13 protein-coding genes and 1 CRISPR repeat array are annotated in these 19,687 nt (G+C 36.8%); of the genes, 3 read left to right on the top strand and 10 right to left on the bottom strand.

The features are described from left to right. Positions 1-398: 398 nt before the first annotated feature. A complete protein-coding gene (locus NSQ84_RS02920) occupies positions 399-1,076 on the bottom strand; it encodes a response regulator transcription factor (RefSeq protein WP_063386301.1) in 678 nt (225 codons plus the stop codon). Between the two features lie 68 nt (positions 1,077-1,144). Then, the gene (locus NSQ84_RS02915) at positions 1,145-2,302 is read right to left on the bottom strand and encodes an ATP-binding protein (RefSeq protein ID WP_130158076.1); all 1,158 of its coding nucleotides are present in this window, start codon (positions 2,300-2,302) and stop codon (positions 1,145-1,147) included. A gap of 171 nt (positions 2,303-2,473) precedes the next feature. Between NSQ84_RS02915 and NSQ84_RS02910 the strand changes: the two genes are divergently transcribed. Both NSQ84_RS02910 and NSQ84_RS02905 read left to right on the top strand, forming a co-directional pair. Then, positions 2,474-3,106: a YigZ family protein gene (locus NSQ84_RS02910; protein ID WP_327847928.1), complete on the top strand. Its 633-nt coding sequence runs from the start codon at positions 2,474-2,476 to the stop codon at positions 3,104-3,106. A gap of 21 nt (positions 3,107-3,127) precedes the next feature. Then, positions 3,128-4,114, top strand: coding sequence for an LCP family protein (locus NSQ84_RS02905; RefSeq protein ID WP_327873221.1), 987 nt, complete (start codon positions 3,128-3,130; stop codon positions 4,112-4,114). Positions 4,115-4,362: 248 nt separating this feature from the next. On the opposite strand, the gene NSQ84_RS02900 is transcribed toward NSQ84_RS02905, so the two are convergent. Beyond that, complete coding sequence (locus NSQ84_RS02900; protein ID WP_327847927.1) at positions 4,363-5,448, bottom strand: MraY family glycosyltransferase; 1,086 nt, start codon at positions 5,446-5,448, stop codon at positions 4,363-4,365. Between the two features lie 108 nt (positions 5,449-5,556). Then, positions 5,557-6,678 carry a glycosyltransferase family 4 protein gene (locus tag NSQ84_RS02895; protein WP_327873220.1) on the bottom strand — a complete coding sequence of 374 codons (1,122 nt, stop codon included), beginning with the start codon at positions 6,676-6,678 and terminating at the stop codon, positions 5,557-5,559. A gap of 91 nt (positions 6,679-6,769) precedes the next feature. Between NSQ84_RS02895 and NSQ84_RS02890 the strand changes: the two genes are divergently transcribed. Continuing rightward, positions 6,770-7,993 carry a glycosyltransferase family 4 protein gene (locus NSQ84_RS02890; protein WP_327873219.1) on the top strand — a complete coding sequence of 408 codons (1,224 nt, stop codon included), beginning with the start codon at positions 6,770-6,772 and terminating at the stop codon, positions 7,991-7,993. A 13-nt stretch (positions 7,994-8,006) separates the two neighbouring features. Here NSQ84_RS02890 and wecB read toward each other — a convergent pair whose 3' ends face one another. The 6 genes from wecB to NSQ84_RS02860 all read right to left on the bottom strand — a co-directional run bounded on the left by wecB (position 8,007) and on the right by NSQ84_RS02860 (position 19,687). Beyond that, the gene (gene wecB, locus NSQ84_RS02885) at positions 8,007-9,155 is read right to left on the bottom strand and encodes a UDP-N-acetylglucosamine 2-epimerase (non-hydrolyzing) (RefSeq protein WP_327873218.1); all 1,149 of its coding nucleotides are present in this window, start codon (positions 9,153-9,155) and stop codon (positions 8,007-8,009) included. Between the two features lie 438 nt (positions 9,156-9,593). Further along, a CRISPR array of direct repeats spans positions 9,594-9,958; the repeat unit is 30 nt; unit sequence GTTTCAATTCCTCATAGTTAAGATAAAAAC. Positions 9,959-10,485: 527 nt separating this feature from the next. Beyond that, positions 10,486-13,419, bottom strand: coding sequence for a M14 family metallocarboxypeptidase (locus NSQ84_RS02880; protein WP_339212204.1), 2,934 nt, complete (start codon positions 13,417-13,419; stop codon positions 10,486-10,488). 123 nt (positions 13,420-13,542) lie between these two features. After that, positions 13,543-16,302: a glycosyltransferase family 4 protein gene (locus tag NSQ84_RS02875; protein WP_327873308.1), complete on the bottom strand. Its 2,760-nt coding sequence runs from the start codon at positions 16,300-16,302 to the stop codon at positions 13,543-13,545. 96 nt (positions 16,303-16,398) lie between these two features. Continuing rightward, positions 16,399-17,655 (bottom strand): nucleotide sugar dehydrogenase, encoded by a 1,257-nt coding sequence (locus tag NSQ84_RS02870; RefSeq protein WP_063386312.1) that lies wholly within the window; start codon positions 17,653-17,655, stop codon positions 16,399-16,401. 71 nt (positions 17,656-17,726) lie between these two features. Beyond that, on the bottom strand, positions 17,727-18,956 hold the full coding sequence (locus tag NSQ84_RS02865; protein ID WP_327873307.1) for a glycosyltransferase: 1,230 nt from the start codon (positions 18,954-18,956) through the stop codon (positions 17,727-17,729). Next, the gene (locus tag NSQ84_RS02860; protein WP_063386314.1) at positions 18,953-19,687 is read right to left on the bottom strand and encodes an ABC transporter ATP-binding protein; all 735 of its coding nucleotides are present in this window, start codon (positions 19,685-19,687) and stop codon (positions 18,953-18,955) included. Before NSQ84_RS02860 ends, NSQ84_RS02865 begins: the two co-directional genes overlap by 4 nt.

Raw genomic sequence — 19,687 nt, 5'->3', positions numbered from 1 at the left:
TGCATTTTTTCTTGTTTCTGAGCAAACCGGCCTCTTCCCAGCGCCTGTAGTTATTTGAAGAGGCCGTTATGCTTCCTGTTGATACATTTTCACCTAAGTTGATTCTGCAAAACCGGAACGTTGAATGTAATGCTTCCTATGATTCATTCTCGTAGCTTCTGATCAAAACATTTCTCTGGTCAGGATCCGAATAGATTGACAAGTTGCCAAATGATATTATGTTTCCAGCCGTAATGAAGAAATGCAATTGAATTCATTTATCATCGCTGGACAATCAGCCAAGTCGGAAAAAACAATATAGATACACCGAGCAAAATTGGTATTTAGAAATCAATCTCACTTTCACGGTTTGACGATTCAAATCGTTCAAAATTAATCGCCATGGAAAATATGTAACTTTACTTAACTTCCACCCAGCCGTTTTTAATGGCAAGAACTACAGCTTGTGTTCGATCGTTGCAATTTAATTTTTGCAAAATGTTGCTGACATGGTTTTTCACCGTTTTTTCGCTAATGAACAGCGTTTCACCGATTCTTCTATTGCTTTTTCCATCAGCAAGCATTTGCAAAACTTCACACTCACGTCGTGTTAAAATATGAAGAGGGCGCCGGACTGTAGCTGGAATTTGTCCATTATTGGCTGATGACAGACGGCGGAACTCATTGACTAGATTGTGAGTTACTTTTGGATGTAAATAGCTTCCTCCCTCTGCCACGATTTTAACTGCTTCTACTAAAGTGTCAGCATCCATTTCCTTCAATAAATATCCTCTCGCTCCGGTCTTCAAAGCATGTATCACATAATTTTCATCATCGTGGATCGATAATATAATAACCTTCGTATCCGGATATGAATTAACCAGCTGCTTAGTAGCTTCAACGCCATTTACACCAGGCATATTAATATCCATAATGACAACATCCGGCATATAGCTTTCAACAACTGTTAAAGCTTCACTGCCGTCATAAGCTTCCGCAACCACTTCAAAATTAGGCTCAAAATCAAGAATACGTTTTATACCTTCCCGAAACAGCGCATGGTCATCTATTATGACAATTTTAACTTGATTATTCATTTACAATCCTCCCCATTATTATTTTTTCAGTGATGTATGCATGAAGTCAATCAGACCATTTCTCTATTTCATAGATTAGTAGGCAATTGAATAATAATGAACGTTCCTTTTCCGGGTGCAGAATGGACTGCCATTTTCCCATTCAACAGCTCCACTCGTTCTTTCATTCCCATTAAACCGAATGACTCCTTTTTTTCTTTAAACACTTTCTTTACATCAAAGCCTTTGCCGTCGTCTTTTATTGCAACATTTACTTGGTTTGGACGGACTTCAAATTTAACGTCAATTTGCTTTGCTTCCGCATGCTTCAAAGCGTTCGTTACAGATTCTTGAACTAACCGGAACAAGGCCACTTCAAATTTCGCCGGAAGCCGTTTTTCTTCCACATCACTGATGTTTTGAAAATTGATTTTTATGTCTTTTTCATATTCTTGAATAGTAGAAAGGTACTTTCTAAGTGTTGGAATGAGACCTAAATCATCCAAAGCCATAGGTCTTAAGTCGTATATAATGCGCCGAACCTCAGATAACGCATTTCTCACCATTATTTTCAAATTTTGAACTTCCTGAAACCCTTCTGCAGTCCCTTTTTCCCGAAAAACTCGTTCAATCAGATCAGAGCGCATCAAAACATTTGCAAGCATTTGAGCTGGTCCGTCATGTATTTCACGTGACACCCGTTTCCGTTCTTCTTCCTGCGCTTCTATAATTCTTAAGCCAAAGGCTTGTTTTTTCTTTGCATCTTCCAGCAAATCGCCAACCTGCCGCAAATCTTGGTTTAAATATTGCAGCACAACAGTAATTTGACCTACTATGACCTCTGCTCGTTCAATCATTTCTTTTAATGATAAAAGCCGGCGGTCCAATTCATCCCGCCGTTTTCTTAATTGTTTTTCTTTTTCTTGGAGCATGGCCAGTTCAATTTGAATATTTTGCGCTTTTTCATAGGCATTCAAAATATCTTGTTCTGAAAACTTGTTGAAGTTGCGGCTGACTTCCACGAGGCGCTGCCGTGCGATTTTCGATTGAATCGTCAGCTTATCGGTTTGCTCTATCACCTCACTTACTTGCTCTTTCACTTCTTCCAATTCTTCTACTATTTTCTCATACTCTGTGCGGGATTTTTCACCGATTTCAAAAATTTGATCTTTGCTTGATTGGACGGTTTCGATCATTTTATTTAAAATATCGTCTATTACAGCAGAATCTATTTTTTTGGAGTTCACAGCCTTTTCCTCCATTTTAAAAAAGTTGTTACAAAAACTTTATCAGTTCATAATTGAAGTAAAAATTTTGTCGTTTTATAATATTCTAATGTGAGTGTTTTTTTATAAAAAAAGTCGATTTTTGTCAAAAAAAGTTATGCCGTTTTGTTTCTTCTGCGGAGGTGATACACAATGCTTTCCTCCTATTATACCGTAGCTGGCTTTGGAGAGCATGAAATCGTGATTCAAAAATCACGATTTATCTGCTATATTAATCGTGCCAAAACTGAGAAAGAAGCTCAAGAGTTTATTGATACAATCAAAAAAAAACATTGGGATGCCACACATAACTGCTCCGCATATTTAATTGGAGAGCATGACCAAATTCAAAAAGCGAACGACGACGGAGAGCCAAGCGGAACAGCAGGAGTGCCGATGCTTGAAGTGTTGAAAAAGAAACAACTAAAAGACACTGTCGTTGTTGTCACCCGTTACTTCGGCGGGATTAAACTCGGCGCCGGCGGGCTGATCCGTGCATACGGAAAAGCTGTTTCAGAAGCCATTGACCACGTTGGCATCATCGAACGCAAGCTAATGAAAATTATTCGCACTACGTTCGATTACAGCTTTCTCGGCAAAATCGAAAACGAATTGCGCTCGTCTGTCTATAAGCTGAAAGACATCTATTATACCGATCATGTGGAAGTTGAAACATATGTAGAGGAAGGCCAGGTTCAAAGCTTCAAAGACTGGATGACCGATCTCACCAATGGGAAATGTGTGATCCAGGAGGGGGATTTCGTTTATTTGGAGGAGAAAATCTAATTTTTTTATGGAGGAAATTATATGAAACGTCAACAATTGAAAAAAACACGAAAGAGAAAAAAGAGAAAATTATTTAAACGAATTGTGCAGCTTTTTATTTTAATTTTGTTAGTTTTTGCTGGCTACACAGGATATACGTTTTGGAAAGTTTATAATTCCGCTTATGACGATTTGGATCGGGTGAAATCAAAACTGCGCGATGAGGCGGTTACGATATCGAATGACCCTGTTTCCATTTTGATTATGGGTGTTGAAGACTACTCCAGCGGCGGCAAAGGCGGGCGGTCGGACACTTTAATGGTTGCCACGTTTAATCCAAAAGATGAAACGATGAAACTGTTAAGTATTCCAAGGGATACAAGAGTTTATATAAAAGAAAAGGATAAGAAAACAAAAATTAACCATGCATATTCCTACGGTGGAAAAGAGTTGACAATCGAAACAGTCGAAGACTTTTTAAACATTCCTATTGACTATTATGTGACAGTCAATTTTGAAGGATTTAAAAATATTATAGATATTCTCGGCGGAATTGAAGTCGATGTCCCATTTGACTTTAAACAAAACAGTGACGACAGAGTCGCAGAGAAGCTTGAATTTAAAGAAGGACCGATGACTTTGGACGGTCGTCATGCTCTTGCCTACGCAAGAATGCGGCTTGAAGATCCGCGCGGAGACCTCGGAAGAAATGAAAGACAGCAGCAGGTCGTAATGGCAGTAATTGATAAACTTTCCTCTATCGGAACTATTACGAAAATTGATAAATTAACAGATGAAATCGGCGATAACGTAGAAACAAATATGAAAGTAACCGAGTTGCTAGCTTTTTACAAAAAATATTCAGATTTTAATTCTTCCAAAATCGAGCAAGTAAAACTAGAAGGCACACCAGAATATATAAATGGCGTTTCCTATTATATCGTAGACGATGAATCCCTTGCGGAGGTACAACATGATCTGCAAGATCACCTAAATTTTCAATTGAATAATAGGGCTTCCCTCGAATAAATGAAAAAAGGGACGTCCGAGAAGTCTTAAATAAAGCCAGTGGAAAAAATGAGCTGTTTTTTCCACCGGCTTTTGTAATTTTTTCGATTTTTTGCTGAAAACAGTCGCCGACTATTTTAAGATGTCGGATAACTGCCATAAATCCCAAACTCGACATAGATATTGCCGAGCCGTGCAAGCGTATAAGACAGATTCCCCCAAAGGAAAAAGCTGTCAATCTTTTGACAGCTTTTTATATTTGGCAAAGGTTATGAATTATCTTTTTGCGGTTTATTTAAAGAAAATATTTTTTTCAGCATATTAAGAAAAGGTTTTTGATTTTCTCCGATTAACCCAACTATCTCAGCACCGATTTGAATTATAATAATCAGCACAATCATAATGATCAACGATGCCCATAATGTCGCATGAGTAAAGAGAATCGCTGAAACGCCGAAGCATGCGCTTATTAAATAAATGATTAGCACCGATGTCCGATGACTAAATCCTAAATCAACTAAGCAATAATGCAGATGATGTTTATCAGCCATTGTAATGCTTTGCTTGTTCAAAATTCTTCTAATGATCGCAAAAATAGTATCAAATAATGGGATGGCCAGCACAATAATCGGAATGACAAAACTGAACAGCGCAACATTTTTAAACAATCCTAACATCGAAATGATCGCGACCGAATAGCCTAAAAACATTGCGCCCGTATCGCCCATAAATATTTTGGCAGGATAAAAATTATGGACAAGAAATCCTAACGTGCTGCCGATGAGAATGACAGACAGAGCAACAACAACTAAACGGCCATCCATAAATCCCATAATCATAATGCTTGTCAAGGCAATCGCTGTGACTCCTGCCGCAAGACCATCTAATCCATCTATCAAGTTAATGGCATTCGTAACGCCGACAATCCACAAAATTGTCAAAGGATAGCTAAGATATTCTTCTATGTAAACCGTTCCAACAAACGGCAATGTTACTTTATCAATCAAAAGCCCTGATGTCACGACAACGAATGCAGCCAACAATTGCCCGCATAATTTCTGTTTCGGTGTCAAAGTAAAAATATCGTCTAAAATGCCAGTAATTAAAACTATAGTAGCCCCTAAAATAATTTTTAACATGTGAGGATCATCCGGCTGCAAGTACAGAAAACCGATCACCACTGCAAAAAAAATGGCGAGCCCGCCTAAACGGGGCATAACTTTTGTGTGAACTTTTCTTCCTTCTGGATAATCCACTGCATTTATTTTTAAAGCCAATTTTTTTACAAAAGGTGTAAGCAATGCCGCCATAACGAATGTTAAAATAAAGGCTATTATATATTGGGAATAATTCATATAATCCCCCACTCATCGCAAGAAGTATTCACTTCTTTCATCATAGCAGAAATGGCGAAACTTTCAACAATATTATTTTTAAATTTTTATAACTATTTTATGACTCATTTATTTTTGAAACGATTGGTAAAAATCAAGCAGTTTATTCCCTTCACTTTTCCAATTAAAGCTTTTTAAAAATTCGTTTCTCCCTCTTTCCCTCATTTGATTTAACTGATCCTGACCGCATTGCAAAAAGAACAGAATGGCATCCGCTATCTCTTTCGGATTTTCAGGGTCGACCGCTCTGCCGCTTCCTGCTTTTTTCAGCACCCGATCATAATGCGGAAAATTTGATGCAATCGGAATAACACCGCCTGCTAAATATTCAAAAATTTTATTAGGCAAACAAACAAGATGATTCGGAACAGGCAAATAAGGAATAATCCCTATCGATGCCTTTTCTAAATATGTTTGGATTTCCTCATATGAAACTTTCCCAGCAAATTGAATTTGGCTCTCAAGTCCATATTGACGGATTTTATCTTTTATTTCTTTCTCAAAAGATTCTGCTTCAAACCCGCCGACAAACAGCAGCTTTGCATCCATTTTTTCAGAAACGATCTTGAATGCCTCAATTAATTCCCGAATGCCTCTTATAGGTGTAATCCCGCCTAAATATAAAATAAGTTTTGGATCCTTTTGATTGATGCTGAGTTGTTCAAACATTTCAAGCAAAGGGTAGTTTTCAATTTTGCAGCTTTTATATTTTTTATATCTTTCCCCTACTTCATCTGTTGTATAGATAACCCCGGAAATAAACTGCAAAGAAATTTTCTCAATAATCTCATATGCGATTCGAACAGGAATTTTGACCCATTTTTTTAAATATTTTTTGCTCATAATCGCATTCGGATAATGCTCATGAACATCAAAAATTACAATTTTACGTGTTATAAGCCTTAACAAAACCCCTACAGGGAGCAATTCCGGATCATGAAAATGATAAACATCTGCGTTCGTTTTTATTGCTTTTTTTATAATAGAAAATGTATGTAAAAAACGTTTCCATTCTTTCTTCGGTTTATCAATCGGAATCAGTTGTATATTATCATGTTCAATTATTTTTTCCGGTTTTGGAGCAATCAGCGTAACCTCGTAGCCGGCTGTTTGCAGCGTTTTGCACTGTTTATGATAAATTCTTCCATCATAAGCATGATGGACTGTTGTTAACACGCACACTTTTGTCATATTCTCCAACCTCTTTATGCATTGTCATTTTCATAATTTTACTTTACACTATTAGATTAGCGAATTCTATTTTCATATAGAGGGAATTAACATGAAAATCATTTACATTACACAGCATTTTCCGCCTGAAATAGGCGCTGCGCCTGCTAGGGCATACGATTTAAGTTATTATTTAGGAAATTTAGGACATAACGTTACTATTATAACAGCCTTCCCTAATCATGAAACGAATTTTGGCATTTTTAAAAAAGAAACAATGGATCATGTAAATGTTTACCGTATGTTTCGGATGAAAGATACGAAACAAAGCGCATTGCGGCGTTTAATGAATTATTTTTCTTTTACTTTTTCAAGCTTTATTGGAGGGATTTTTGTTCAAAAGCCTGACATCGTTTACGCTACTACGCCGCAGCTTTTTCAAACTTTTTCCGGATGGCTTTTAAGCAAATGGCACAGAGCCAAATTTGTTTTGGAGGTCCGCGATTTATGGGTGGATTTTGCTGAGATTCTTGGCCAATTCAAAAATAAAAAACTTTTAAACCTTGCACGGAAGTTGGAAAAATTTTTATATAAAAAGGCTGATCTCATTGTCGTTGTGACCAATGGATATAAAGACAGATTAGTATCCGAAGGAATTCCGGAAGAAAAAATTATTGTCATTCCTAACGGCGTCAATCCTGCTTTGCTTAATGACACTTATGCTAATTATAAAGATATAAAAACAGAGTACAATCTTCAAAACAAACGAGTGATATTATATTCAGGGAATATCGGCTCAGCCCAAGGACTGGAAACCGTTATTCAGGCGGCAATCAAGCTTAAAGACAATTCTGATTATATATTTTTATTCATCGGTGAAGGGGTCGAAAAAAAACGGTTAAAAGAGTTAGCTGAACAAAATCAGTTATCAAACGTTCGATTTATCGATCAAATTCCGAAAGATGAGCTTATTTCCTATTACAAAGCAGCAGATATCGGTATTGTTAGTTTAAAAAAGCATCCTCTTTTCTCTATTACGATCCCATCGAAAATGTTCGATTACCTTTCCATGTCCATTCCTGTTTTAATCGGTGTTGATGGAGAGGCGAGACAAATTATTGAAAAATTAAATGGCGGTTTCTTCTTTGAACCTGAAAATGCAGACGACTTTATCCGCGCTCTATTCAACGCCTTTGAAAATGAGGCGGAATTAAAACGAATGCGGAAAAATTTGAAGGAACGGCTGCTAGCACACTACAATCGAGAAATGTTCGCAAAAAAACTATCAGATCATATTGAATTACTTCATAAAAAGAAAGAAAGAGGGAATGCTTAAAATTCCCTCTTTCTTAATATGGTTGGAAAGATTGTGGTCTTTCTTCTCTTTTGCCAAAATGATATAAAATGGCCTCTACTATGCGCCTAGAAGCATTTCCATCCCCATATGGGTTCGACGCTTTCGCCATACGTTCATACTCCTCTTTATTTGTAAGCAGCTCTTTGGCCATTTTGTAGATGGCCTCTTCGTCCGTTCCTGCTAATTTCAATGTACCCGCTTCAATACCTTCAGGTCTTTCTGTCGTATCCCTTAACACAAGAACAGGTTTCCCTAATGAAGGCGCCTCTTCTTGTACTCCGCCGGAATCGGTTAAAATAATGTGCGAACGGGCAGCGAAATTATGGAAATCAAATACATCAAGCGGTTCAATAAGATGAATCCGATCGTCGTCTCCTAAAATTTCATTCGCTACCTCACGAACAGCAGGATTTAAATGAACCGGATACACAACTTGTACGTCATTATGCTCTTGAACAATTCTTTTAATAGCTCTAAACATGTTGCGCATTGGTTCACCCAGATTTTCCCTCCGGTGGGCAGTTAACAAAATCATCCGATCCGAACCGATTTTATCGAGAATATCGTTTTGATAAGAATCTTTAATAGTTGTTTTTAAAGCATCGATCGCTGTATTTCCAGTAACAAAAATGGAATCTTCGTTTTTATTTTCTTGAAGAAGGTTTTGTTTTGACTTTGTCGTCGGCGCAAAATGCAAATCCGCAATGATACCTGTTATTTGTCGGTTTATTTCCTCTGGGAATGGAGAATATTTATTCCATGTTCTCAGCCCAGCCTCTACATGTCCGACAGCAATTTGATTATAAAAAGCCGCAAGACTGGCAACAAATGTTGTTGTCGTATCTCCATGTACCAACACAATATCAGGCTTGACATCTTTCATAATTTGATCAAGTCCCTCAAGTGCTCTCACCGTAACGCCTGTCAATGTTTGTCGATCCTTCATAATATTGAGGTCATGATCAGGCTTAATTTCAAACAGTTCAAGAACTTGGTCCAGCATTTGCCGATGCTGAGCTGTTACCGTCACAATCGATTCTATTTCGTCCGAATATTTTTTTAGCTCCAACACTAACGGAGCCATTTTAATCGCCTCAGGTCTTGTACCAAATATGGTCATTACCCTAATCTTTCGATCCATTCTGACGTCTCCTTTTTCGTTAATATGCACCAATTACTAAATTATCATAACCACAATCATTGTACAAACGAATTTCATATTTTTCACCAAATTGCTAGAAACTGTCCAATAAGTTCTAAAATGAAACAAATGGAGAAAACTTGCTGCTTTTCTCCACTTGTTTTGTATACTTTCGATTTTTGTTTAAAGCAGCTTGGCGGATGACTGTTACTTCACTATGTTGTGAACCAATTCCGCAATTCTAAACTCGATGTGTACCTTGGTGAGTTCCCGCAAAAGTTCTTCGGAACGACCGATTGTCCTTAATGCAACCGCATTACGAACTAATGATACTTGGACCCTGTCACGATCTATTCTGCCCTTCTCCTTCTGCTATAAAAAAATTGTAGCACATACCTTGACCGTGGTCTGTGCTACTAATCTTAATAAGTTTTTTGCCTAATATTTTTTCATAGTTAAGATAAAAACAGTTGTTGCCGAGAGCGTACAATTTCTGGCAAGTCCGAAGTTTCAATTCCTCATAGTTAAGATAAAAACCTGAATTTACGAGAGATTGACCTTTTAGTAGCGGAAAAAGGTTTCAATTCCTCATAGTTAAGATAAAAACGTTTGATTGAGTTTGCTTTGCAAAGTAGAAAGACTGGTTTCAATTCCTCATAGTTAAGATAAAAACCACGTACTCTTTTGTACGTTGGACGATTCATTCCCAGTTTCAATTCCTCATAGTTAAGATAAAAACGCCCATATTGCAAACGAAAAGTTTGCCATTGAGTGTTTCAATTCCTCATAGTTAAGATAAAAACCCCAAAAAATGTTGTTAGGTCAGCATTCCGATTTAAATGGTTGATTGGTTAATTTCATTTTAGCCAATGAGTAAAAATTTATCAATCCTTTGATTTGCGCGGGCTCAATGGAGATTTAAAAGAGTCGTCGATCCCCTGGGATTTTTGCACGATTGGAGGTCGACGACAAATTTTATTATTTTTAAAACAGACGTATTCAGTTTGCGGCTCGATAACTCCATCCTTTATAAATATATGTTTTTCTAGAATGCTTTTACTGCTGCTTCTGTTTTTGTGCTGAATATCCATCGGCTTTTTCCATCCCTTTTTGAACCATTTTCACATTGATCCTTTTAAGACCCAAATATCTAGGATATTTGAAAAGATTGTTTAATTTTGCGATTGTCTTCGAACCAGCTAAAAAATACACCGTCAATCTCAATTTTTTGCGTTTTTTTCAATATAACTATATCTAAGAAGTGGAAAACCTTGAAGTGTTTTTTAAAAAAGGATGTCCCTAATTACTTTTAGGACACCCTCATTGTTTGTTATCGAGTATTTCTATTTTTATATGCTTCGTCAGCTAGCATAATGCCAATGGACTGATTTTTCTTCCAAATGGATGGGAAGTAAGATATCGGAACAGGACGATTGCCAACATATGGCGCGACCTCAGGAGTAAAGGCCGGTTTTTTCTGTGTTGATATAAACCAGTCCGTAAAACCTCCCCCGCTAGGATTATTCCTCGGCGGAACGAGACGATAACCTGTTTTTGATGCTATCATACTCGCTATTTTTCTATCTCTTACTTCATGCTGTTTTGGTGTATTAAAGTGCCAATATATTATCTCGCCAGAAGAATGATAAGAAACCGCCGTTTTAAAATTTCTGCTTAGCGTAAAGTTAACCATTGCCTTTGCTTCCGGTTCATTTAATGGTCTAGGCCCTTTGTAATTTTGAGGGGATGGTCTTCCTGTATTCCCAGCAATTCTATACCAATCTGCTGGGTATTGCCGGTTTAAATCCACTCCCCGAATGTTTGCTTTCCATGCTGCAAAATTCGTGCTGCCGCCGTTTAGTTTTAATACATAGGCAGGATTTTTAGCGCTTCTGTGCCCTTTTTGTACTAATGTCACCCCATCCGGATTCACCATCGGTACAAACCAAATGGAGGCATTATTTAAAATGCTTCTTACAGGATAGCCGTCAACACGTAAATTTTTTGAATATGCGTAAGCATATACATCGATCATTTCCATCAGCAAGTTTGTCGTGATATATTCTCGCGCATGATGGGAACCGTTTATCATAATTTCCGTTTTGCCTTTTCCAAGCTTCACTGCATATATGTTTCGTCCATCAACCGATTGACCGATAATTCTCTTACTAATGAGATTAGGATAAGCTTTCTCTAATTCGCTAATATCCCGGACCATCTCTTCATATGTGTAAACTTGATTGGGGTTTACAAGATTCCCAGGTTTCGCCTGTTTTTTTAACGAAACTTTTACATCACTCTTATGGACGTAGCCAACCCGATTAGCAATATGGATTTTTACCCAGTTGCCATAAGGTGCTTCTATTGGGTATTCAATATTTTTTGAGATGGTCGCAAACGGTACAAGCTTTTTTCCTGAATTGTCATAAATGACGGCATTTTTTAATGCAACAAAGGTGCCTATATTTGTTTTCGATTGTCCCACTTTCTTTTGGCCAAATTTTATTGCCGGAACAGTTGAAAGTTTATGAATGTATCCTTTTTTTGAGCCAAATTGAATCTCATGCCAATTACCGTAGTCCCTTATCCTCGGATACGTTTGCCCTTTTTCCAGCATTCCGACTTTGACCAATTTGTCTTTTCCTTTAATATAAATTGGTGTATTATCTCGGGTTACTTGGAAGTATTTTGTATTGGCAGTGAATAGCAGCTCTCCTTGGCTTTTTTGAATGTATCCGATTCTTCCTAAATAGTCTATTCTCCACCATTTTCCATAATCAGCCACAACCGGATATTCATTTCCTTTATATATCTCCCCAAACTTTACTAGTTTCCCAGAACTATTGTCATAAACCTGGGCGTTTTTGGTGATCTTCAGCAAATAAGAGCTGATTTTATAGCTTTTATTAATATTTTTTATAGACGGGGAAAGAACTGCCGCCGTTCCATTTTTGTGAACATATCCTTTATATTTTCCAAAGCGGATTTCATGCCAATTGCCATAGTCCCTTATTCTTGGATACGTTTGCCCTTTTTCCAGCATTCCGACTTTGACCAATTTGTCTTTTCCTTTAATATATACAGGTGTTTGATCTTGGATTACTTGGAAGTATTTTATATTTGCAGTGAATAGCAGTTCTCCCTGGCTTTTTTGAATGTATCCGATTCTTCCTAAATAATCTATTCTCCACCATTTTCCGTAATCGCCTATAACCGGATATTCATTTCCTTTATATATCTCTCCAAACTTTACTAGTTTCCCAGAACTATTGTCATAGACCTGGGCATTTTGGGTGATTTTCAGCAAATAAGAGCTGATTTTATAGCTTTTATTAATATTTTTTATAGATGGGGAAAGAACTGCCGCCGTTCCATTTTTGTGAACATATCCTTTATATTTTCCAAAGCGGATTTCATGCCAATTGCCATAGTCCCTTATTCTTGGATACGTTTGCCCTTTTTCCAGCGTCCCGACTTTGACTAATTTTCCGTTTCGTTTGACAAAAACAGCCAAGTCTTCAAGAGCTTTAAAATATTTAATATTTTTTGTGAAACTTAATATTTCATTATTAAGCTGTTTTTCTTTTATGTTTTGGGTTAAAGATGTTTGTTGATTCTCACGATTGTTTGTTCCTTCTGTTTGCTTATTTATTTCCTCGCTGTTTTTAAAATCATTTTCAGTGTTTACATCATTAGAATCTGGAACACTTTCCTTATTGTTTACATCCTTTTCTTGTACTGGCAATTCAGTATTAGCATCTGTTGCTTGGTCAGTCTTTTTAAGAGTTATAATTCCTTCACGATTGCCAATAATTATTTTTAACTTGTTTTCATTCTCTTCTATGAATGGAATGTTCTGATTAGGTTCTATGTATGCAATTGTTTTGTTCGATGTTGGATCAGAAACTTTCACACGTTCTTTAAAACTTTTAAAATCTACTATACTGCTATTTTCGCCATTCACATTATAGTAATTTAATTGGCTTTCACTCAGTTCAAATTGATCTTGCGGCAGTTCCATTTCTTTTCCGAGCCAATCAAATACATAATTTCCGTTTTCAGTTTTTTTCACAAAAATTTCAGCATCTTTGGAAATAGTGCCTAAAATTTGATTTGTATCGTCTGTGATCACAAAATCTTTTTTTAACGAAACGAGAGAAACAGCATCAGTTTTATTAGCATAAACATCGTTTAAAACTGGCTGAAAAAATAAAGAAAATATCATGATAAAGGCTAAAAATATAGAAAAATACCTTTTTGTCACAACATCTCCTCCTGAATAAAAAATTCTACCACTTAAAAGATCATATCATTATGTTGTATCGGTATAAATAAAAAATTTTTTATCACTCAAAAAAATAATGCCCAAAACAATTGGGCAATTCATTCAACTATATATGTTTACATACTGCTTGCTCAACTCTTTCCAATGGCGCTCCCGTTCTACCCATTTTCTGCTTTTTATGCCAATGTGCAGATCTGCCTGAGCTTTTTTCATACATTCGTATAATGATTCAACATTCTCCGCTTCAAAGACTAATCCAGTTTCTCCTTCAATCACCATTTCCTTCAAAGCTGGAATGTCGCTGACAAGCACAAGTTTCCCCATCGCCATTACTTCGTAAGGTTTTAAAGGAGTAACAAGCCGGCATACTTTCGCATTAATACGCGGAAACGGAAACACATCAATAACAGAATAATATTTTTTTACTTCATCGTGCGGGACTCTACCTACAAACGTAACGTGTTCGGCTATATCGAGTTGTTGAGCAAGTTCTTTCAATTCAGCGACAGCAGGTCCATCACCTACTAAAAGGAAATGAAAATCTTCACCATCCTGTTTCAATCGTTTAAGAGCTTTTAAAGCAAAGTCCAGTCCTTCGTATTTTGTCACAGAGCCGATGAACCCGTAAACAATTTTTCCATGCAAATCATACAAGTTCATGAGCTCCTCATCTCGTTCTTTAGGAGTAAAAACATCTGCGTCAACACCATTTGGAACGATGAAAATTTTATTTTTCTCAACTCCTAAAGAGATCAATTGTTGAGCTAAGCTTTCACTTATTGTTACAACTTTATCTGCTAATTGGCAGCAATAGATTTCATATTCTTCATGCATCCGGTAACGTTCGGAATGTTCAAATCCTTTTACTTTGCTCGCTGTCGTATCGTGCCAAAAGCCCCTTACTTCATAAACAGTAGGAATGCCGAGCTTTTTAGCTGCTTGAATAGCCGGCAAAGCATTTTGAAAATTTGACGCTGCATGTACAATTCTCGGTTTTATTTCCATCAATAAATTTGCAAACTGCTCAGCATAATGTTCGAAATACATTGTCAGCGGAACAACGTTTAAACGAATATCTTGCTGCGTGTACAGCCGATAATGTTCAATTCCATCAATATTCTCTATTTTCGTTTTCTTCCGATTTAGGGGCCAGCCGAGTTTTGTCACGACGACCGGTTTGAGCCCAAGCTTCTTTTGATGAACGACAATTTCTCTGCTTCGAATGGTATATCCATTAACCTCAGGCATAGATTTATTTAACACGTGGACAATTTTGTCGCCTAATTCGATCTGCGGCAAATCTTTTTTCCACGTCCACTTTTCCTTCATCCGTTCTTTTTCATCTTTTGCGATCTCATAATCGTTCTTGAGTATTCGTCGAATGAAATAAGGAAGCTCTTCAAAATATTTCACACGCTCAGAAATGTTTCCCAATCGATGATGAACCCCAATCAATGTTCTTAATACAAACAGACTTCTCGGCCGCAATTGATACGCTTTATTTAGAAGAAGCGATGCTTCAGCATAATACTCATGTTCATAAGCATATTTCGCCAAATAAAAAAGCATCTTCGTTTTATGATGGCTGCTATAGCCGTCGATTTCTTTAAGCAGTTCTTCTTGTTGGCGATGTTCAAGAAGCCACCTTTTTTTCACACATTCAAATTCGAAATCGCCTGCAATAAAATGATTCATTGTTTCTAAATGCTCTTTTGCAATTGGCAATTTTCTGTTTGAATAAAACAGCTTGCGGACGAAAGTTTTTAACATTTTAATCGATAAATCGTGATCTATAGTCCTGCACCAATTCATGAAAACAGAAAAATCATCAAGTGTAACAGAATCGGTCATCATTTGTTCATATAAAGAAATAAGCTGATTGTTTTCTTTTAATGCGTTTAACAGCTCCCTGCTCAATAAATGGATATATTTTGATTCCACCGCATTTCTTAAAGAATAAAGCTCTTGTTCTGAAAGGACAGCATTTTGCAAACTTTCGATGAGCATATTTCTTAACAGTTTGGAGCGTTCACCTCTGTTGTATGCTGTCATGCACTGATGAAAAACTGTTTGGTACTTTTTTTGATCCTTCGCTTTTATCGCTTCTTTTAGAGGCAGTAAAATTTCTTCTGAATAAGGGATCGATACCCCTTTTTCCCATAACCATCGCAATAAAGTTTCATACTCGTCTCCGTCTTTTTGTTGAAGCAATGCGATGACTGCCTGTGTTTGTTCTAATTCGGGAAGGTTTTCAATGGTTTGAATGGCCGTATGAATATCATAGGAGACACGTTGGAATTCGTCTTCCCATTTCTTTCTTATATCATAAATTTCAACTATGTGCTGATAAACTTCCTCTACATTTTTATTCTGACCCCATTGTAAAAACAGTTCACATAGCTGTTTGGCTATTTCAATTTTTTCCTTGCTGTATGCGTATTTTATAAACGATAATTGCATCTCAATCGGAAAAAAATGGCGGTGTTCTGTATTTTCCAAAAGCAGCAGAAATGGTTTAGTCCTTCTTTCCAAATAAAGCAATTTCCCTTTTAATTTCACTATTTCTTCGCTTTGATCTGAAAGCTGGAAAATTTCTTTTAAAGCTTTTGAAAAAAGGGAAAGAGATTCCCAAATAAGAGCTTTTATATAGCGTTTTTCTGTATCTATCAATTGGTTTGTCCGCTGAATCATGTTCATGTATATAAGTTGTTTATTAAATTTTTTTGCCAGTGGAATAAAATCAATTGCCGTTTGCAGAGAGTCCCCTTTTTCTAAATACAGGCGGAAAAGGCGATTTTGCACTGGCTGAGATTTTATAAATAAAGAAAAGAAAACGCCCATTTTTAAGATCCCTTGTTTCATTGGTTTCATAACCTCCAGCATATAGAAGAAGAGGCTGCTCAAAGACATTTTTTCAGGAAGATTGAACTCCCTGACATGAGCCAGCCTCTTCATACATTAAAGTTTTGAACCAATTTTTAAATAGTGAAGCCCAGCTTGTTCTACTTTTTCTTGATCAAGCAGGTTCCGTGTGTCATAAACAATCGGAGATTTCATCACTTTCTTGATTGCCGCAAAGTCCAAATCTTTATAAGCAGAATGATCTGTTAAAATTACCAATAAATCAGCATCTTTTGCCGCTTCCTCGACCGTATCCACTTTTCCTTCTACATCTGCTTTCACGTGCGGATCATGAATGCTGAGCTTGAATCCTGCTTTTTTCAGTTCCTCAATAATCTCTAAAGAAGGACTTTCCCGCATATCATCAATATTGCCTTTAAATGCCAACCCTAATACAGCAATCTTCGGCTCTTCGATTTCCTTTACAATATTTTGAATGGTTTTCACGACAGTTTTTGGTGTATTGGAATTAATGCTGCGTGCCAGTGTAATAAGCTTAGACTGCTCAGGTGCTTTTTCAATAATGAAATACGGATCAACTGCAATACAATGTCCGCCAACACCAGGTCCTGGTTTATGAATATTTACGCGCGGATGATAGTTTGCAAGCTCAATTGCTTCCCATACATCAAAATTCAATTTTTCAGCAATTCTAGCAAGTTCATTAGCAAAGGCAATGTTTATATCGCGATAAGTATTTTCCATTAATTTAACCATTTCCGCAGTAGTAGCATCTGTCTTATGAATTGTTCCTTTGACAAAGCGTTTATAAAGCTGTACAGTCAATTCACTTGATTTTTCATTAATACCGCCGACAATGCGATCATTTGATACAAGCTCTTCAAACAATTTGCCTGGAAGAACTCTTTCAGGTGAATGTGAAATATATAATTCTTCTCCAATAACCAATCCTGATTTTTCTAAAATTGGAATCATTACGTTTTCAACTGTTTTTGGCGGTACAGTAGATTCAAGAATGACAAGATTCCCTTTTTCAATATACGGAAGAATCATCTCGGTTGCACTGCGGACATAATCAACATTAGCAGAACCGTCCGGATTAACCGGCGTAGGAACTGCGATTATGAATGCGTCAGCTTTTTCCGGTTTCGTGCTGACTGTAAATTGTCCAGCATCAATAACTTCAGCAAGCATTTCAGGCAATCCGGGTTCTTCAATATGAAGTTCTTTATTATTCAACATATTAACAACTTTTTCATTCACATCAACGCCGTGCACCTGCACACCATGTTTTGCAAACATTACTGCAGTTGGCAGACCGATATAACCTAGACCCATTACACACAATCTCATGAAATGTACACTCCTTTTGCACTAATAAACACCATTATATTATACCAAAAATAAAACCGCACAGCTATTTTTCAAAGTCTTCGATACATTTCGACAAGTTTCATTTTTTCCTTTTGCCATGAATACTTTTCTCGTTTTTGTAAACAGTTGTTTTTATAGAAATCGTAGTTTTCATAAATTTGTAACACGGCTTTAGCAATTTGTTCAGGAGTTTCTTCCGTACAAATGCCTGTTTGTTCATTTTTGACTATATAGCTTTTTCCAGGATGATCGGAAGCTATAGCAGGAATGCCGGCTAACAAGTATTCAAATATTTTGTTAGGTGTAGAAAAATAATTGTTTCGGCTTATGTTTTTATACATAACAAGCCCTGCATCAGCCTGTTTTGTATAACATAAAATATCGCTAGCAGGTACTTGTTCATGAAAAAACACCCTGTTTGCCAAACCGTTTTCCAAAACAGCCTTTTCTAGATCACTCTTGATCCGGCCATTTCCAACAAGCACTAATTTAAAATGCTCAGGCAGCAGCTCCATTGCCTTTAAAATCTCTTCCAATCCTCTGTGAGGATCAATGCCGCCTTGAAAAATTAGCAGGAAATCATTTTCTTTTAATCGGTATTTTTTTCGAAAATAGTCATCTTCTATAGCGCACGTATCTTCTTCCTTATAAATCGGTACGTTTTGAATAACCGTTACTTCCGGCAATTGACCGTATTGTTTCTTAAATTCTTCGGCAACATACGGATTAACAACAATTAATTGATCTACATCCCGCAGCAATTTTCTTTCAAGCCGATAACCGTACCAACGGTCAAGCTTGTTCCTGCCTGACATTTCATTAAACAGTTCATGAGAATCATAGACAACGTGCGCTTGAAATTCTTTTGCCAGTTTTATTCCAGTTTTTAATGTATTCAAGTCATGGCAATGCATAACATCCCATTGTTGCTGCTGTTCTTTCAACCAGCTTCTGCATTTTAGGTAAAATTCATGATAAGAATATAAATCTTTTATCAATTTAATGACCGGACTCCGAATGATGCGGCTTAACGCCTTCTGTTTAACACTTAATTTTTTGTTTTCTTTCGGTTCATTGAGCAATTGCTGTTTATACTTTTTGGAAAATATGCTCATTCTCTCAATTTTAATGTTTTTATGAAGAAACGGGGGCTCTGTGTTAAATTCTTTCAAACAAAGAATGAAAACTTCTTCACCTTGTTCTGCCAAACCGATGGCTTCCCGTTGAACTCTCGCATCAAAATGGATATCTTTGTAAAGAAGCATCACAATCCGCTTCATTTTTTCGCTCTTCCATTCATAAAAGCATTGTATTTTGGAACAACTTCAGCAGTTAATCCGACGGCTTTTTGTTCCCCTAGGTGAATCCAGACAACTCTGTCGCAAATTTTGTTGACCAAACTGGCCGAGTGGGTAACAATAATCACTGTTTTGTCTTGTTTAATTTTTTCAAGGATGGCTTTTTCACTTTTTTCTCTAAATGCTTGGTCGCCGACACCGAGAACTTCGTCAATTAATAAAATATCCGGGTCCAGCGAGATCGCAATGGAGAATGCCAGCCTTGACCGCATACCCGACGAATATGTTCTGACAGGCTCGTATACAAAATCACCTAGTTCCGAGAACTCAATAATATCATTTAGCTTGGCATCTACTTCTTCTTTTTTATGACCAAGAAGGAGACTGTTTAAATAAATATTTTCGATACCTGATAATTCACCGTCAAATCCTGCTCCGAGCGACAATAAAACAGGACGTTTTCCACGAACAATATACTCGCCTTTATCAGGGAGAATGAGGCCGCTCAAAATTTTTAGAAGAGTGCTTTTCCCTGACCCATTTCGTCCGATAACCCCTAATACCTCTCCTTTTTTCACATCAAAATTTAAGTTTTTTAAAGCCCAAAATTCCTTTTTTTCTTTTCGTTTTTTAAACAAGTCGGAAATTCTGCTTTTTTTTCCTAACGGGTAGGAAACCCATAAATTTTTTAATTCAATAATCGATGTACTCAA

The organism is Aeribacillus sp. FSL K6-3256 (assembly GCF_037965805.1).
Taxonomy (GTDB): domain Bacteria; phylum Bacillota; class Bacilli; order Bacillales; family Aeribacillaceae; genus Aeribacillus; species Aeribacillus composti.
This window is presented reverse-complemented; position numbering and strand designations above follow the sequence as displayed.

Excerpts from the sequence above, each read along its gene's own strand:
- NSQ84_RS02895 (WP_327873220.1), bottom strand. The coding sequence starts at position 6,678 with ATGACAAAAGTGTGCGTGTTAACAACAGTCCATCATGCTTATGATGGA.
- NSQ84_RS02905 (WP_327873221.1), top strand. The coding sequence starts at position 3,128 with ATGAAACGTCAACAATTGAAAAAAACACGAAAGAGAAAAAAGAGAAAA.
- NSQ84_RS02920 (WP_063386301.1), bottom strand. The coding sequence starts at position 1,076 with ATGAATAATCAAGTTAAAATTGTCATAATAGATGACCATGCGCTGTTT.
- NSQ84_RS02865 (WP_327873307.1), bottom strand. The coding sequence starts at position 18,956 with ATGAAGCGGATTGTGATGCTTCTTTACAAAGATATCCATTTTGATGCG.
- NSQ84_RS02890 (WP_327873219.1), top strand. The coding sequence starts at position 6,770 with ATGAAAATCATTTACATTACACAGCATTTTCCGCCTGAAATAGGCGCT.
- wecB (WP_327873218.1), bottom strand. The coding sequence starts at position 9,155 with ATGGATCGAAAGATTAGGGTAATGACCATATTTGGTACAAGACCTGAG.
- NSQ84_RS02875 (WP_327873308.1), bottom strand. The coding sequence starts at position 16,302 with ATGAAACAAGGGATCTTAAAAATGGGCGTTTTCTTTTCTTTATTTATA.
- NSQ84_RS02900 (WP_327847927.1), bottom strand. The coding sequence starts at position 5,448 with ATGAATTATTCCCAATATATAATAGCCTTTATTTTAACATTCGTTATG.
- NSQ84_RS02870 (WP_063386312.1), bottom strand. The coding sequence starts at position 17,655 with ATGAGATTGTGTGTAATGGGTCTAGGTTATATCGGTCTGCCAACTGCA.
- NSQ84_RS02910 (WP_327847928.1), top strand. The coding sequence starts at position 2,474 with ATGCTTTCCTCCTATTATACCGTAGCTGGCTTTGGAGAGCATGAAATC.